Origin of the sequence: Herbivorax alkaliphila, from assembly GCF_030848475.1 — a bacterium.
Lineage (GTDB): Bacteria > Bacillota > Clostridia > Acetivibrionales > Acetivibrionaceae > Herbivorax.
Genome location: NZ_JAVDDS010000008.1, coordinates 73,328 through 88,592, shown reverse-complemented (window position 1 = coordinate 88,592; position 15,265 = coordinate 73,328). Strand labels below are relative to the sequence as shown.

Annotated in this window: 13 protein-coding genes; 10 read left to right on the top strand and 3 right to left on the bottom strand. The window is 31.0% G+C overall.

What is annotated here, in order from left to right; all coding sequences use genetic code 11:
* Window positions 1-14 precede the first annotated feature (14 nt).
* Window positions 15-1,382, bottom strand: coding sequence for a TrkH family potassium uptake protein (locus RBH29_RS04595; protein WP_306695536.1), 1,368 nt, complete (start codon window positions 1,380-1,382; stop codon window positions 15-17).
* A gap of 353 nt (window positions 1,383-1,735) precedes the next feature.
* On the opposite strand from RBH29_RS04595, the gene RBH29_RS04590 reads away from it, so the two are divergent.
* The 7 genes from RBH29_RS04590 to RBH29_RS04560 all read left to right on the top strand — a co-directional run bounded on the left by RBH29_RS04590 (window position 1,736) and on the right by RBH29_RS04560 (window position 8,067).
* Entirely contained in the window at window positions 1,736-2,839 is a 1,104-nt protein-coding gene (locus RBH29_RS04590; protein ID WP_306695534.1) for a P-loop NTPase family protein, read from the top strand.
* Between the two features lie 11 nt (window positions 2,840-2,850).
* Complete coding sequence (locus tag RBH29_RS04585) at window positions 2,851-4,083, top strand: CpaF family protein (RefSeq protein WP_306695531.1); 1,233 nt, start codon at window positions 2,851-2,853, stop codon at window positions 4,081-4,083.
* Between the two features lie 19 nt (window positions 4,084-4,102).
* Window positions 4,103-4,888 carry a type II secretion system F family protein gene (locus tag RBH29_RS04580; RefSeq protein ID WP_306695527.1) on the top strand — a complete coding sequence of 262 codons (786 nt, stop codon included), beginning with the start codon at window positions 4,103-4,105 and terminating at the stop codon, window positions 4,886-4,888.
* A gap of 16 nt (window positions 4,889-4,904) precedes the next feature.
* Window positions 4,905-5,771, top strand: coding sequence for a type II secretion system F family protein (locus RBH29_RS04575; protein ID WP_306695524.1), 867 nt, complete (start codon window positions 4,905-4,907; stop codon window positions 5,769-5,771).
* A 28-nt stretch (window positions 5,772-5,799) separates the two neighbouring features.
* On the top strand, window positions 5,800-6,009 hold the full coding sequence (locus RBH29_RS04570) for a Flp1 family type IVb pilin (protein ID WP_306695521.1): 210 nt from the start codon (window positions 5,800-5,802) through the stop codon (window positions 6,007-6,009).
* A 214-nt stretch (window positions 6,010-6,223) separates the two neighbouring features.
* Entirely contained in the window at window positions 6,224-6,907 is a 684-nt protein-coding gene (locus RBH29_RS04565; RefSeq protein WP_306695517.1) for a TadE family protein, read from the top strand.
* Window positions 6,908-6,909: 2 nt separating this feature from the next.
* Window positions 6,910-8,067: a TadE/TadG family type IV pilus assembly protein gene (locus RBH29_RS04560; RefSeq protein ID WP_306695515.1), complete on the top strand. Its 1,158-nt coding sequence runs from the start codon at window positions 6,910-6,912 to the stop codon at window positions 8,065-8,067.
* Here the strand turns inward: RBH29_RS04560 and RBH29_RS04555 are convergent.
* Entirely contained in the window at window positions 8,061-8,873 is an 813-nt protein-coding gene (locus RBH29_RS04555; RefSeq protein ID WP_306695513.1) for a PP2C family protein-serine/threonine phosphatase, read from the bottom strand. The two genes, RBH29_RS04560 and RBH29_RS04555, sit on opposite strands and share 7 nt — an antisense overlap.
* Window positions 8,874-8,904: 31 nt before the next feature.
* Window positions 8,905-10,443, bottom strand: a complete 1,539-nt coding sequence (locus tag RBH29_RS04550) for a DUF6382 domain-containing protein (protein WP_306695512.1) — start codon at window positions 10,441-10,443, stop codon at window positions 8,905-8,907.
* A gap of 228 nt (window positions 10,444-10,671) precedes the next feature.
* On the opposite strand from RBH29_RS04550, the gene RBH29_RS04545 reads away from it, so the two are divergent.
* The 3 genes from RBH29_RS04545 (at window position 10,672) to RBH29_RS04535 (ending at window position 15,128) form a co-directional block, all read left to right on the top strand.
* Window positions 10,672-11,205: an A24 family peptidase gene (locus RBH29_RS04545; RefSeq protein ID WP_306695511.1), complete on the top strand. Its 534-nt coding sequence runs from the start codon at window positions 10,672-10,674 to the stop codon at window positions 11,203-11,205.
* A gap of 393 nt (window positions 11,206-11,598) precedes the next feature.
* A complete protein-coding gene (locus RBH29_RS04540) occupies window positions 11,599-13,335 on the top strand; it encodes an ABC transporter ATP-binding protein (protein ID WP_306695509.1) in 1,737 nt (578 codons plus the stop codon).
* On the top strand, window positions 13,335-15,128 hold the full coding sequence (locus RBH29_RS04535; protein WP_306695506.1) for an ABC transporter ATP-binding protein: 1,794 nt from the start codon (window positions 13,335-13,337) through the stop codon (window positions 15,126-15,128). Before RBH29_RS04540 ends, RBH29_RS04535 begins: the two co-directional genes overlap by 1 nt.
* The last annotated feature ends 137 nt before the right edge of the window (window positions 15,129-15,265 follow it).

The following is a 15,265-nucleotide window of genomic DNA, read 5'->3' as shown; positions in this document are numbered from 1 at the left end:
AAGGTGGTGCTTTTTTAACCGACAATTATTTTTCCTTCAGGGTAAACAACATCCTGCTTTTTCTTTCGTGTATTTTGCATTGTCAATGCAATTGCAAAAGAAAGAGGACCAATTCTTCCGACAAACATAGTGATTATTAAGAAAATTCTGCTGATGTTGCTTAAAGTACTTGTTCCTATAGCAGACAAACCTACAGTTCCAAATGCAGATACAGACTCAAAAAACACATCTAAAAATGGAAGATCTTCTATTGCCAGAAGTATTGTTGTGAGTGTAACGATAACTATAGCACTAAGGCTAACTATTGCAAGAGCTTTAGTTACAGTTAGGTATGGAACTCTTCTTTTAAATACGATAGTGTGCTGAGAACCTCTGATTTGTGAGATAACAGCAACTAAAATAACTCCAAAAGTGGTTATTTTAACACCACCACCTGTAGAACCAGGTGCTGCACCTATAAACATAAGCAGTATTGACATTGCTTTAGATATTTCCTGCATACTGCCTGTATCAATTGAATTAAAACCTGCAGTTCGAGTTGTTACAGATTGAAAAAAGGCAGCACTCATTTTTTCACTTAAATTTAATTGGCCTAGGGTATAAGGATTATTAAATTCTGAAAAGAAGAAAAATATTGTACCAAAAGCAATAAGTGAAAAAACCAATCCTAAAACTACCTTTGTGTGAAGAAGAAGAACTTTGTCTTTGCGATATTCCCACAAATTTTTCCACACAACGAAACCAAGCCCACCGAAAATAATAAGGGTTGATGTAATAAATAAAAGTATAGGATCATCATTATAATTGGTAAGACTTTGGTAACCTCCCAGTATATCGAATCCTGCATTACAAAAGGACGATATAGAATGAAATATTGATATGTAAAAACCTTCTAGCCCAAAGTGTGGAACAAACCTTGTTGATAAAATAAGAGCACCCGCTAACTGAATTGAAAAAGTAGCAAGTACTACATTTTTAATAAGGTTTACTACACCTTCAAAACTAAAGTCGCTTAAAGATTGTTGAGCCAATATCATTGTCTTAAGTCCAACTTTTCTTCCTAGCAAAACCGAGAAGAATGTGGCAAAAGTTACAAATCCTAATGCACCTATTTGAATCAGTGTGAGAATAACAATCTGTCCAAAAAGTGACCACTGTGTACCGGTATCTACTACTACAAGACCTGTTACACAGGTGGCAGATGTTGCAGTAAATAGTGCAGTTAGAAAATCTGCCTTTTCAACATGAGCATTTGAAGCTATGGGAAGAGTCAAAAGTAAAGTTCCAGAAAGTATAACTATTATAAAACTTAATACTATGACTTTAGCAGGTTCTAACTGAAATAGTTTTCTGTTTTTCACACTGAATTGAAATTTAATCATAAAAAAATAACCACCATGCCTTGGAGTTTATAGTTCGCAATTTTTATCTATTAATTATAGCACATCAAATAGGTAGCTGCAATTATTATGAAAATATAATTTAAATTAAGAACAATGTTTCAGAAATATCTGTCGAAAAAAATAAAATTATAATAAAAAAATAACATAAAAAAACCTTAAATATAAGCAAATCCACACACTTTGAAGCCATAACATTGAAAAAATGAATAAAAACAGAATAAGTTTAAAGAAAAAAGTATTGGAAATTCTTATAATTTGTAATATAATATATATAAGAAGTTAATTAATATTTTCTACTCTTAAAAAAATACTATTCTGTCGAGGTATTAAAAATGTATGAACTAAGATTGGTAATTGCAGATAACGATCAAGATTACATTGATAGTTTCATTGACTTTATATCCTCAAAGCACAAAAACAAATTCTATGTTAAGTCATTCACAAATGAAAAGTCTTTATATGAGCATATTGATAAAACTGATAGAGTTGACATTTTGATAATTGATCCCTTTTTTTACAGGGAAGATATTGACTTAAAAAAAGTAGTTGCACCTGTAGTTTTGTCAGCAGGCATTTTACCAAAAGAAATTAAAGACTTTGAAATAATAAGCAAGTATCAGACAGGTGATAATTTGGTAAGTGCTGTTTTGAATATTTTTTCAGAAAAGAGTAATTTTGAAATCCATACTAAAGATGGTTCTAAAAATACAAAGGTTTTTACTTTTTTTTCACCGAGTGGAGGAACAGGAACGTCCACTTTGGCTGTGGCAGCTGCACTGGAATGTGTGAAAAATAATTTGAATGTATTTTATCTTAACCTAGAAAGGTTTTCTTCTACAACAGCTTTTTTCAATTCTGCTGGAAATGGTCAAAGTTTATCAAATATCATGTTTTTTTTAAAAGAGAACAGCAAAAATCTGTCTCTTAAAATAGAGACAAGTAGGATAATTGATGACACAACAGGTATACATTATTTTTTCCCACCAGAAAATATATTGGATATTGAAGATGTTACCACTGATGAAATAAAAAGACTTATTGAGCAGATGAAAAAAATGGCTTATTATGATGTGATTATTGCCGATATAGGTAATGAGCTAAATAATATCAATATATCACTGCTTCAAAAAAGTGATTACCTGTTTTATGTGTTATCTTATGATAAAGTTTCAAAGCTAAAGTTTGAGGAAATGTTAAAAGGGTTTGAAATTTTAAATAAGAGAAAGGGATTGGATTTTATTGAAAAAGGAGAGTTTATTTTAAATAAATGTACTGACTTAAACTTAGAGAGTTTAAATAATTTGACTTTAGGAGAAAAGACTGCCTTTGCAAAAATACCATATATAAATGGAATGGAAGCCTTTGATATTATGTATCTTATGGATAAGGAAAATCCTTTAGGAAATGCGTTGAACCAGATAATATACAAATTATGAGGGTGTTTTAAATGGATATAAAAGAAAAACTTATTGATGAAATAAGAAAGCAGATAAACGATAGCATTGATTTGTCAAAGGATTATTCTGATGAAGAAATTCGAGAAGTAATAACATCTGAGGTTTTTAATGCATCAAGAGAGCATTATTTAAGTATTAGTGAAAAAAAAGAAATTACTGATATGGTTTTTAACTCTATGAGAAGGCTTGATGTACTTCAGCCAATTATAGACGACAAGAGTATAACAGAAATAATGATAAATGGACCGGACACAATTTTTATTGAAAAAGATGGAAGGACTTATAGGAAAGATGTTTGCTTTGAAAATCAAAGAAGGCTGGAAGATGTAATTCAGGCTATTGTATCAAAGGTAAACAGGACAGTTAATGAATCAACTCCTATTGCAGATGCAAGACTTGCAGATGGATCTCGTGTAAACGTGGTTTTGCCGCCTATAGCGTTAAATGGACCTATTGTAACAATAAGAAAGTTTCCTGAAAACCCTATGACTATAGAACAGCTTATAGAGTTTGGTTCAATTACAGAAGAAGTTGCAGAAGTCCTTAACAAGATGGTTAGAGCAAAATATAACATTTTTATAAGCGGTGGAACAGGATCTGGAAAAACTACATTTTTAAATGCCCTGTCAAATTATATTCCCAAAGATGAAAGAATTATTACAATAGAAGATTCAGCAGAATTACAAATTGTAGGTATAGAGAATATTGTAAGGATGGAAACTAGAAATGCAAATACTGAAGGAAAAGGTGAAATAACAATAAGAGATCTTATAAAAACATCACTTCGAATGAGACCTGAAAGAATTATAGTAGGTGAAGTTCGTGGTCCTGAAGCTATAGATATGCTTCAAGCCATGAATACAGGACATGATGGTTCTTTATCTACAGGACATGCAAACTCAACTAAAGACATTCTTTCAAGACTTGAAACAATGGTTTTAAGTGGTTCTAATATACCTTTAGAAGCCATTAGACATCAAATTTCCTCTGCAATTGATGTAATTGTTCATTTATCAAGAATTAGAGATAAATCCAGAAAAGCCATGGAAATTACTGAAGTTGTTGGTTACAAAGAAGGAAATATTCAACTAAATCCTCTTTATGTATTTGAGGAAGAAGGAGAAGATTCTCAAAAAAGAGTGCTAGGTAAGTTAAAGAGAACAGATAATAAAATGGTTAATAAATTAAAGTTTAAAATAGCTGGTATATCTGATGTATTTTAAGAACGAGGAGAGTGAGAAAATGGCTCTAAGTGTTGCAAAGGAAAAGGATACTCAAACTGTTTTAATTGATTATGATGTCTACGTTATGAAGCCAATTGAAAAGATTCTATATACTCTTTTTGCAGCAGTTATTCTTTTGGTAATTGGCTTTATATTTTATCAAAATGTAATTTTATCATTACTTTTGACTCCATTTGCTCTTTTTTATCCTAGATTTAAGAAAAAGGAGTTAATTAAAAAGAGAAGAAATCACTTGAATTTGCAGTTTAAAGATATGCTGTATGCACTTTCATCTTCTTTGACTGCAGGTAAATCACCAGAATCTGCTTTTTCAGATGTGTTAAAAGACTTAAAAGTTTTATATCCAACTTCTGATGTATATATAATCAAAGAAGTTGAGTATATAGTGAGAAAGTTAAATATGAATGAAACTGTGGAAAGTGCTTTAGATGATTTGGCCAAAAGGTCAAAAATTGAAGATATTAAAAATTTCACAGAGGTATTTAAAACCTGTAAAAGAACAGGCGGGAATTTAGTAAGCGTCATTAGAAATTCATCAGATGTAATAAATGAGAAAATTGAAATCAAAGAAGATATTAACACCACAATTGCATCAAAAAAGTTTGAACATAAAATCTTATCTTTTGTGCCCATCATAATGATAGTGCTTCTTACGGTAACGACAGAAGGATATATGGATCCTTTATTTAACAGCATTTTAGGAAGATTGGTAATGACAGTTTCAATTATTATTATGGCTGTAGGTTACTTTGTATCTCGCAAAATAATAGATATTAAAGTTTGATTGGTGTGGAGGTCATATGTTAATAATATTTATAATTGTATTGATTATATTTATTGTACTGCTTCTTTTATCAAAGAATAAATATAGTGAATACACAGAGCCACTGGATAAAGATGAATATAAGTTAAAAGATTTGCTGTCTATTGGGCTTATTATTCTTGATAAGTTTAAATATTCTTATAATACAGAATATGATAGAAAAATTCTCAACAAAATATCTGAGTTAAAGGGACCTAAGTATTCAGTTTATTACCTTCAAATTTATTGGGCTAATAAAATAGCTCTCTTCTTTATAGTACTACTTCTTTTTTCACTTGTAGGAGTTTCTATGGAGGAAATCACCTTTGAGTATGTATTTTTTGGATTGTTTCTTTTAGGTCTTATAGTATTTGCTTCTTACAGGGAATTAGACGGAAAAGTGAAAAAAAGAAGGCTTAGCATACAAATTGATTTTCCAGACTTTTTAAATCAACTTATTCTTCTTGTAAGTGCAGGTATGACAGTTTCAAGGGCTTGGGAAAAAATTGTTGACCAAAGTGATAAAGAAACTGTTTTATATGAAGAGTTAAGAGTTGTACTTGGTGATATAAGAGCTGGTAAATCAGAAATAAATGCCTTTGAGGATTTTGCTAAGAGGTGCAGGATACCAGAGATAACTAGATTTTCTTCTGTAATAATTCAAAACCTTAGTAAGGGAAGCTCGGATATGATACCAGTGCTTCTTAGACAATCAAGTGAATGCTGGGAAATGAGAAAACATGCAGCTAGGAGAGTGGGAGAAGAGGCAAGTTCAAAGTTGCTTTTTCCAATGATGCTGATGTTTGTGGCAGTTATATTGATAGTAGCGACTCCAGCAGTCATATCTCTTATGGGAGGTATGTAAGTATTTAAAATATGAGGAGGTAAAAGACATGATTAAAAAATTTTTAAAGGAAGAAGACGGACTAGGTACAGTTGAGATAGTTATAATTATTGCAGTTTTAGTTGCTATTGCATTAATTTTCAGAAGAGCTATATTTGATTTTGTTAATGGTATTATGGATAGAATTTTTACTGATCAGGTTGAAGAAGAAACTACTAAAGGGATTCCAACACCTATATCAGAAGAAGAAAGTGGCTAAAATAGTAGTGAACTCGTTTGACCAAAGCTAAGCATCGAGACTTTAGGTGAAGTCTTAGAATAAGATTAAAATTCAGCAAAACACTGACATTAAGTTTATATTAGGGCAAAGAACTTTGCCCTAATATGTTTGTTGCAAGTATTGCAGGCTGGTGAAAGAACTAATATCAAGGGCTTACACGCAAGTTTTTATTTTTTAAAAGAGGTAATGTAAAATGTACAGTAAAATATTGAAAAATAAAAAGGGAAGCCTTACCGTTGAGGCAACAATAGTTGTGCCTGTTGTTATTTTTACGCTTATTGCGTTGATACTTATCGGAGAATTTCTTTATCAACAGTCATACATACAATCTGTTGCTGACAGAACGGCATGTCGTGGTGCTGAAGTATGGAATAATCCTTCAAAGGATATGATTAAAGCTCAGATATTAAAAGATAATATGAAAGATGTGTGTCTTTACTGGAGAATACCACTTTTGGAATCATCAGAGGCAAAAGATAAAAAAAGGTCTAAAATTGAAGAATATACAAAATATCTAATGACAAATGCATCTATTTTGGGTAAGCCTGACTCATTAGATGTAACTGCCGAAATGGCAGAGGATTATATAATATATAAAAAAATAAGAGTAACTGTAAAGGCAGAGTATAAAAATCCTTTTGCCCCTATTTTAAGACCCTTTGGTCTAAAAGATACAATAATCATTAAAACCCATTCGGAGGCAGTTGTAAATGAGCCAGTTGAGTTTATAAGGACTACGGATTTTGCATTGGACATAGTCAGAGAAGTAGATAATAAAATTTTTAAAGGCATGGGTGATGAAATTATAACAGATGTAAGAGACGGAGTTGGAAATGTATTTGGAAAAATAGAAGATGTAGTTGGCGAGGATGATTAAAATTGTTTTATTCTGGACTTATAAGACAAAATAAAGGTTCATTGACTGTAGAAGCTGCAATTGCACTTCCTTTATTTATGTGTGTTTTTTTAAGCATAGCTTTTTTTATGAGGGTGGGATACATACAAAATAATGTGCAAAATGCTATAAATGGTGCAGCCAACGAGCTTTCAACATACAGTTATCTTTACTCAGTTTCAGGTCTTCAAAGTTTGAATGATGAGATTACTGAAAGTACTGATAAATATGGAGAAAGTGCATCTGAGAATATGACAGGTCTTCTAGAAGTGTTTGATTCACTGGGAAACAGTTTTCAGGGAAATAACAGAGAGGATATAGATGTAAATGAATTTGAAAGTTTGTATGATGACAGTGTGTCAGCAGTGGAAGGTGTTTTAGAAGGTGTTAAAAATGAGCCTGAAAAAGAGTTTATAAGTGTAGCTGCACTATTTGTCGGAGCAGGATATGAAAACATTAAAAGTGAGCTGTCAGAGCCGGTTGTGCGCTTTTTTATGAGAAAATATATAAACGAGAACATTTTAAATAGTCAGGGCGGACCGGGAGCTTATATTGCTGTAGGAGAGGGAGAAAATCCTTTAAGAGCTTTTGAGTTTGACAATCGTATTTTTTCTGATAATAAATCCATAGATATAGTGGTTAGTTATAAAATTGAAACGGTGCTTCCCATAAATGTACTTCCAGAAATCCATATAAAGCAGAGGGCAACAGTTAGAGGATGGATGGACGGTGATGCATCTCCAGCATTAATGATAGAAGAAATAGAGAAAGCAGGTGAGTCAGTATGGGATCAAGAAAATTTTAAATATGGAAGCTATATAAAAGAACAGGAACTAAAAAAATATGAATCAGGGGAAGGGGAGGATGTGTATGACGTAAGAAGCATTAATCTATATGCTAAAAGCTATCAAAATATAAGTGTTGCAAAGAGTTCAATAAGAGGTAATATTAATAAATTGTATTCAGAAACAAAGGACAATGAAGATATTACTTCAAGAACACTTATTGTGGTAGTACCAGAAGGAGCTCTTACAGAAGAGGCAGAAAAGATGTTTGAGGAATTAAAAGAGGAAGCAGCAGATAAAAAGCCTGCTATTTCAATTATTGAAAAAGAAGGTTATGGTACACCAAAAGGTCATTGACGAAATAAAAAATGTCTTTTACCATTGGGCTTTTGATGGTGTTGTAAGACAGCAATAGCTGATATGTTGTCATGAGCTTTTTTGGACTTAATTTTCTTTAACATGCTTGACAAATATTCTTGAACATGATTGTTGCTACCTTTGCATTTTTGTATATATTTTAAAATTTCCTGTTCATCAAGATAATTATAAAATCCGTCACTGCATAGCAAAAAATTATCCGTTTCCATTATAGAACCTTTTAATTCATATAAGTCAATATCGTTAGACACTCCCATGCATTTTGTGAGGACATTTCGTTTAGGATGATTTTTAGCTTGTTTCCAAGTTAGTTTTCCCTCTCTTACCAGCTGTGCTACCCAAGAATGGTCTTTAGTAAGTTTGGTTATATTTTTATTTATAAGATATATTCTGCTGTCTCCAATATGCTTAATTAAATATGAATTATTATATAAAAAAAGCATTGAAAGGGTAGAGCCAACACTTTCTTTTATTGAAGTCCCATAGTCTAGTATATTTTGATTAATTGCTTGTATTAATTTTTTCAGACCAATGTCAATTAAATGCAAGTTAAAATTGTCAGTATTAATTAGTGCTGACAAATCCTTTTCCCACCATTTTTTAAAGTTACTCACAATGATGCTGCTTGCAACTTCTCCAGCAGAAAGCCCGCCCATGCCATCTGCTATAACAAAAAGACCAAACTCTCCAAAATGAGTTTCTCCTATTTTGACCAGTAAATTATCCTGATTTATTTTTTTTATATTCCCTGTGTCGCATATTGCTCCTACATTAAAATTATTCATGAGTTTTCTCCTAATAACTTTATATAGATTTTTAAGGAATTTTGAATATATATTTACTATTTGCAAATACAATTATATCGTTGTCTTTTATTTCATATTCTACATTGCTGTTTAGTCTTTTATCATTTATAAATGTTCCATTTTTGGAATTTAAATCTTTTAAAAAATATTGGCCGTTCTTTGTTATTATTTCAGCATGAACTTTTCCAATTGCTTTGTTTTGGGTTACATAGTCAACTTGATCTTTTAGTCTGCCAATTATAAATTCAGGTTTTGTTATTTTTATTTCTTCTAATACACCATCTTTATTTGCCTGTAAATATGGTGGCGATGGGTCTTGAGAGTTAAGAAGTGTAGTTTCGTCCTGACCTTCCTGAGATAATAATGTTGTTTCATCAGAAGCTTTAGAGTTAGTATTAAAAACATTTGGTTGGATATTTTGCTCTTGGTGATGTTTGTTTTGCGAGAAAGATAGGATTTCTTTTTTATTGGTGTTTACTTGTGGTTTGCTAATATTTGAGTTTGAAGGTTTTGGATGTGCAGGCTCTTTTGACGAAACAGTTTCTATGATATTTTTTTTATTTAAAATATTTTTCCAAAGAAGAAGGCTTATAGCACCTGCTAAAATAACTATGCCAACTATATTTGTTCCCATATCATTTCCTAAAGAATCTAAAGCATCAGATGTTAATAAAATGACAGAGCCAGTCACGATTATAAGTTGTAGCACAAAACCCAATACAATTACATTAGAATTATATTTCATTTTTGTTTCTGTGTTCCTGGATTTTTCTACAGAAGATTTAGGTTTCTGAGTTTTCTTTGGAGGTTTAGGAATGTTAAAATTATTCTTGCTAGGTGGTATGTCAGGTTTGTTTTTTTCAAAACAGTCGCTTTGAGGTTTTGGGGTATTGTTTGATTTATTTTTAAATTGCTCTGAAGCTGTAGGGGCAGGTTTATTGATTGTGTTTTTATTATAAGGTTGCTGCACTTTTAATTCTTTTAAAAGTTTTTCAAATTCTAAAACAGTAAATGTATCTAGTTTAAGTAAATTGATAACTTTTTGTATAAAATTATCATTATTTGATTCGTCCATGTCTGCACTGTTGATTATAAAGTTTTTGGTGAATTCTTTTAATACATCATTAATATTCAATTGTGTATTCACATTAAAAGGTAAGTACACAAGGGCAATTTCGAGGTTGTTTGGATTTATGTACATGTATTCATCCATTAAGAGAAATGATTTCTCTGAAAACAGATAGTCTTTTGAAGATAAAATTGTTTTTGTAATGCCTGAAAAAATTGAAACAAAAGTATTTTTGTCTATTTTATTGCGCTTAAGGTACTGAGCTAATGATAATTTAGAAGTGATGTTATAGTATAAATTATGTTTGTCATCTTTTTGCCGTACATCCAAAGGCAAAATATTTTTGTTTGGATTATTTGCTAAAATTCCTACTTGATATTCATGTATTTTCTCAGACGCATCAATACTTATTACAAGAAAATTGCCTGAAGCACTGCTTTCATAATCAAATTCCAGCTTCTCACTGTAGAAATTATTCATAGAGAGGCTCCTCCTTTTAGGTGAACGATTTTGATTTGCATATATAGAATTTATTACCCTTATATACTATTTTACAATTAAACAGATATTTTGACAACTATAATTTTATATATACACCTACGAGAAGAAAAAAGTGTGGAAGAGATATTGGTAAAATGATATAATGTATGGTAATCGTTTTTGGCTTTAAACCTTGATATAAAAATTTACAAAGGTGGCTAATATTTTATGATAATTAAACTGGTCTTGCTTTCTCTAACTGTTATTTTATCAGTCTATTTTGACTATAAATACTCAAAAATCAAAAATTTCATAGTGTATCCAGCTATATTATTAGGACTTCTAACCAACTTAATCATGTCGGGAACTGATGGTTTTAAAGATTCTCTTTTAGGGATTATTGTTCCCTTTATAATTTTGTTTTTGTTTTATGCATTAAGATTTCTTGGAGCAGGAGATGTTAAACTATTTTCTGCAATAGGTGCTGTAATGGGATTGAGATTTATAATCTATTGTATGGCATATTCATTTTTATTTGGTGGTTTTTTAGCATTGATTATAATGATTAAAAGGAAAAACTTTTCTAAAAGATTTAAAAAGCTTTTTTTATATTTAAAATATTTATTTACCGTAATGAAGTTTGAAGAATATCAGGAATTTGATGAAGACAAATCAGGTGTTTTTCGCTTTTCATATGCAGTTTTAGGCGGAGTTATTATTACAATTATTCACAAGTCAACAATTGGGATTTATATAATGTAAATTATTTTATTTAAAAAAAACGTTACATATCTTGACAGAAGTAAAGTAATGTATTAATATTTTAAATACGGTGTTTTTAATTTTTTTGAAAGGAGGTAGGAAGTATGTTAAAGACTATTCATATGACATTGAATGGAAGTTTTCGTTTAAATTTGATTTTTGCTAATCCTGCCTCAAATGATGGATTTTTGTTATAAGATTTTGTTGGTAACAAGACCATGGGGTGAAGGGTTTACCCCATGGTCTTTAATATATTTAAAGGTCATGGAATTATATTCCGTGGCCTTTTTGTAATTTAGTAGAGATAAATGGGGTGAAAAATCAGTTATTTTATAAGCAATATGTTTTTAAAATGATTGCAGAATGAATTTAGTTAATAGGAGGTCAAAGGTTTTGAAAAGATTGGCTTTATATATGAAAAAATATAAGTGGTTTTATATATTAGCATTGTTAATGATGTTTTTAAGTATAACTCTAGATATGTTCAGCCCTCGACTAATAGGAAGTATTGTTGACAGAGTTATTATTGGAGGTGAAACTCATCTGTTTTCTGGAATAATAACAGCTCTTATAGTTATAACAGTTTTAAAAGCAATTTTTTGTTATATCAAGGAGTATTCTTTTGATTTATCTGCTGCAAAAGTAATTATGGACTTAAGGCAGGATATGTTTAATCATATTCAAAAACTTTCATTTAGTTATTTTGACAAAGTAAATACCGGCGAACTTATGTCTAGAATTAAAGATGATACTGAAAATATTTTACATGCCCTTGCCTTTGGAATAATGCTTTGTATTGAGCAAGCTCTGTATTTTTTAGTTGCTTCTGTGCTTCTTTTTACACTTAGCTGGAAGTTGGCTCTTTTGACTATTCTGATAATGCCTTTTCTTGCATATGTTGTTTTCAAGCTTGAGAAAAGAGTGGGAGAAACTCATGGAAAAATAAGTGATCAGAGAGCGGCCTTAAATACAACTGCTCAGGAGAATATTGCAGGGGTGAGGCTTGTCAAGGCATTTGCTAGGGAAAAGTTTGAAATAAATAAATTCTTAAAGAAAAACCAGCATAATTACAGACTCAATATGGAACAGACAAAGGTGTGGGGAAAGTATTTTCCAAAAATCGAATTTTTGTCAAATTTTATTATAGTTCTTGTAGTAACTGTTGGTGGTTTTTTGGTAATAGGCGATGAGATTTCATTAGGAACCCTTGTTGCTTTTAGCAATTACATTTTTATGCTTATATGGCCTATGAGAATGATGGGATGGCTGACAAATATTATTGCTCAGTGTTATGCGTCTCTTAAAAAAGTGGAAAAGATATTTAAAGAACAGCCAGATATTAAGAGTCCTGAAAATCCATTAAAGCCTAGAGAATTTAATGGGCATGTAGTATTTAAAGATGTATTTTTTGAATACAAGGGGATACCTGTATTAAAAAACATAAATATTAATGCACAGCCTGGGACTACAGTTGCTATAATGGGAATTACCGGCTCTGGAAAAACATCTCTTATAAATTTAATTGGACGGTTTTATGATGTATCATCAGGAAGTGTTTTGGTAAATGGCATTGATGTAAAAGATATGGACTTAGATTTTTTACGTAGTAAAATTTCAATTGTTATGCAGGATGTATTCTTGTTTTCAGATTCTATAGAAGAAAATATAAAGTTTGGAGTAGATGAAGCATCAGAGGAAAAACTTATTTCAGTATCTAAAGATGCTAATGCTTATGAATTTATATCTAAGATGCCTCAAAAGTTTGATACTGTCATTGGGGAGAGAGGTGTTGGGCTTTCAGGAGGACAGAAACAGAGAATATCGATAGCCAGAGCTTTTATGAAAGATGCTAAGATATTAATACTCGATGATGCCACATCAGCTCTTGATATGGAGACAGAACATGATATACAAAAATCTCTTAATGAACATAAGGGTGTAACTAAATTTATTATTGCTCACAGGATTTCTGCAGTTAAAAATGCAGATGAAATCTTAATATTTGAAGATGGTGAAATAGTTGAAAGAGGCAAGCATCAGCAACTTTTGGATTTAAAGGGGAAATATTATGAAACTTACTTAAATCAGCTTGGCAAAATAACATTTTATGACGAAGAGGAGGTAGTGTAATGCCTGTTAATAATTTTAGAAAAGATGAAAACTTAAAAGAAACTGTAAATATAAAAGTTGTAATGCGCCTGTTTTCATACCTTAAACCGTATATTCGGACTGTTATAAAAGTATTAATTTTAATTGGTATAGTGATTTTTGTTGAACTTTTAAATCCCTATTTTATGAAAGTTGGAATTGACACATATATTTCAAACAGTGATGTTAAGGGACTTCTAATACTAGGATCTATTATGGCTTTTGCAAATTTTGCTGCAATGATTTGTGCAAAATATAGAATACTTATAATGTCTGGAGTATCTAATAAAATACTTTTGTCTTTAAGGCAACAGCTTTATAACCATATTCAAAAACTTTCATTTAATTTTTTTGACAATAGATCGGTGGGAAAGATATTAGCACGTATAGTTGGAGATGTGAATGCTCTAAATGAGCTCTTTACAAATAGCATTACAAATCTTATTCCTGATTTAATAAAAATGGTGGTAATTGCTATAATAATGTTTTCTATGAATTACAAACTGGCACTGGTTTCTTTTAGTACACTTCCAATACTATTTGTTTTAATGTTTTTAGTTCAAATAGTGTCAAGAAAGAGATGGCAGATAGAAAGAAAAAAAACATCCAATTTAAACGCATACAGTCACGAAAATTTCTCAGGTATAAAAGTTGTACAGGGCTTTAACGGAGAGCAAAAGACTAGACGTACTTTTAGAGAACTTTTAAATGATCAGAGAATTGCTTTTGTGAGGGCTGTTAGAATGAATGATATGTTCTGGCCTTTAGTGGAATTATCATGGGGTGGTGGAACGGTATTGGTTTTTTGGTATGGATTAAGACTTTTAAATGCAGATGAAATCACTATAGGGGTTCTAGTGGCTTTTACAAGTTATATATCAATGTTTTGGGTGCCTGTTATGAATATATCTAATTTTTACAATATACTGATTACAAATTTGGCTGGAGCTGAAAGGATATTTGAAATTATGGATATTAAGCCAGATATAAAAGATTGTGAAAATGCTGACTTAATGCCTAGAATAAAAGGAAATGTAGAATTTAGAAATATAACTTTTGGATATGATAAAAGTCAGACAGTATTGCAAAATGTAAATTTTTATATAAATGAGGGGGAAACTGTAGCTTTAGTAGGTCCTACCGGAGCAGGAAAGACTACAATTATAAATCTTATAAGCAGATTTTATGAAACTTCAAGGGGAAAAGTTTTAATTGATGGGTTAGATGTGACAAAAGTAACATTAGAGAGTCTTAGAAGTCAGTTAGGAATAATGCTTCAGGATACATTTCTTTTTTCGGGAACGGTAAAGGATAATATAAGATATGGAAAGTTAGATGCAAGTAATGAAGAAATTATAGAAGCTGCTAAGACAGTTTGTGCCCATGATTTTATTAAAAAACTTCCAGATGGTTATGATACCGATGTAAATGAAAGAGGTTCTAGGTTATCAGCAGGACAAAGACAGCTAATTGCTTTTGCAAGAGTGCTTTTAGCAAATCCAAGAATACTCATATTAGATGAAGCAACTGCCAGTATTGATACCTATACTGAAAAGTCTATCCAGCAGGGGATACAAAATCTCTTAGAGGGCAGAACGTCTTTTGTAATAGCCCACAGGCTTTCAACAATACAGAATTCAGATAGGATAATGGTTATTGATGATAAAGGTATTAAAGAAGAGGGAACTCATGAGGAGCTTATAAATAAAAAAGGTATGTACTATGAGCTTTTTATATCACAGTTTAAATTTTTAGATGGAAGGGAAGTGATGTAAAACTTTGTTTACAAATTGGATTTTAAATGATAAAATGTATAAAAAGTTGAAAGTGTAACATTATGTAATTGAACCCACTGGTTAACATAAAATACCCAATTGGCTTACATGTGTAGTATGCAACAAAAATATATATC

Coding starts and splice junctions, on each gene's coding strand:
- RBH29_RS04595 (WP_306695536.1), bottom strand. CDS start 1,382: ATGATTAAATTTCAATTCAGTGTGAAAAACAGAAAACTATTTCAGTTA.
- RBH29_RS04590 (WP_306695534.1), top strand. CDS start 1,736: ATGTATGAACTAAGATTGGTAATTGCAGATAACGATCAAGATTACATT.
- RBH29_RS04585 (WP_306695531.1), top strand. CDS start 2,851: ATGGATATAAAAGAAAAACTTATTGATGAAATAAGAAAGCAGATAAAC.
- RBH29_RS04580 (WP_306695527.1), top strand. CDS start 4,103: ATGGCTCTAAGTGTTGCAAAGGAAAAGGATACTCAAACTGTTTTAATT.
- RBH29_RS04575 (WP_306695524.1), top strand. CDS start 4,905: ATGTTAATAATATTTATAATTGTATTGATTATATTTATTGTACTGCTT.
- RBH29_RS04570 (WP_306695521.1), top strand. CDS start 5,800: ATGATTAAAAAATTTTTAAAGGAAGAAGACGGACTAGGTACAGTTGAG.
- RBH29_RS04565 (WP_306695517.1), top strand. CDS start 6,224: ATGTACAGTAAAATATTGAAAAATAAAAAGGGAAGCCTTACCGTTGAG.
- RBH29_RS04555 (WP_306695513.1), bottom strand. CDS start 8,873: ATGAATAATTTTAATGTAGGAGCAATATGCGACACAGGGAATATAAAA.
- RBH29_RS04550 (WP_306695512.1), bottom strand. CDS start 10,443: ATGAATAATTTCTACAGTGAGAAGCTGGAATTTGATTATGAAAGCAGT.
- RBH29_RS04545 (WP_306695511.1), top strand. CDS start 10,672: ATGATAATTAAACTGGTCTTGCTTTCTCTAACTGTTATTTTATCAGTC.
- RBH29_RS04535 (WP_306695506.1), top strand. CDS start 13,335: ATGCCTGTTAATAATTTTAGAAAAGATGAAAACTTAAAAGAAACTGTA.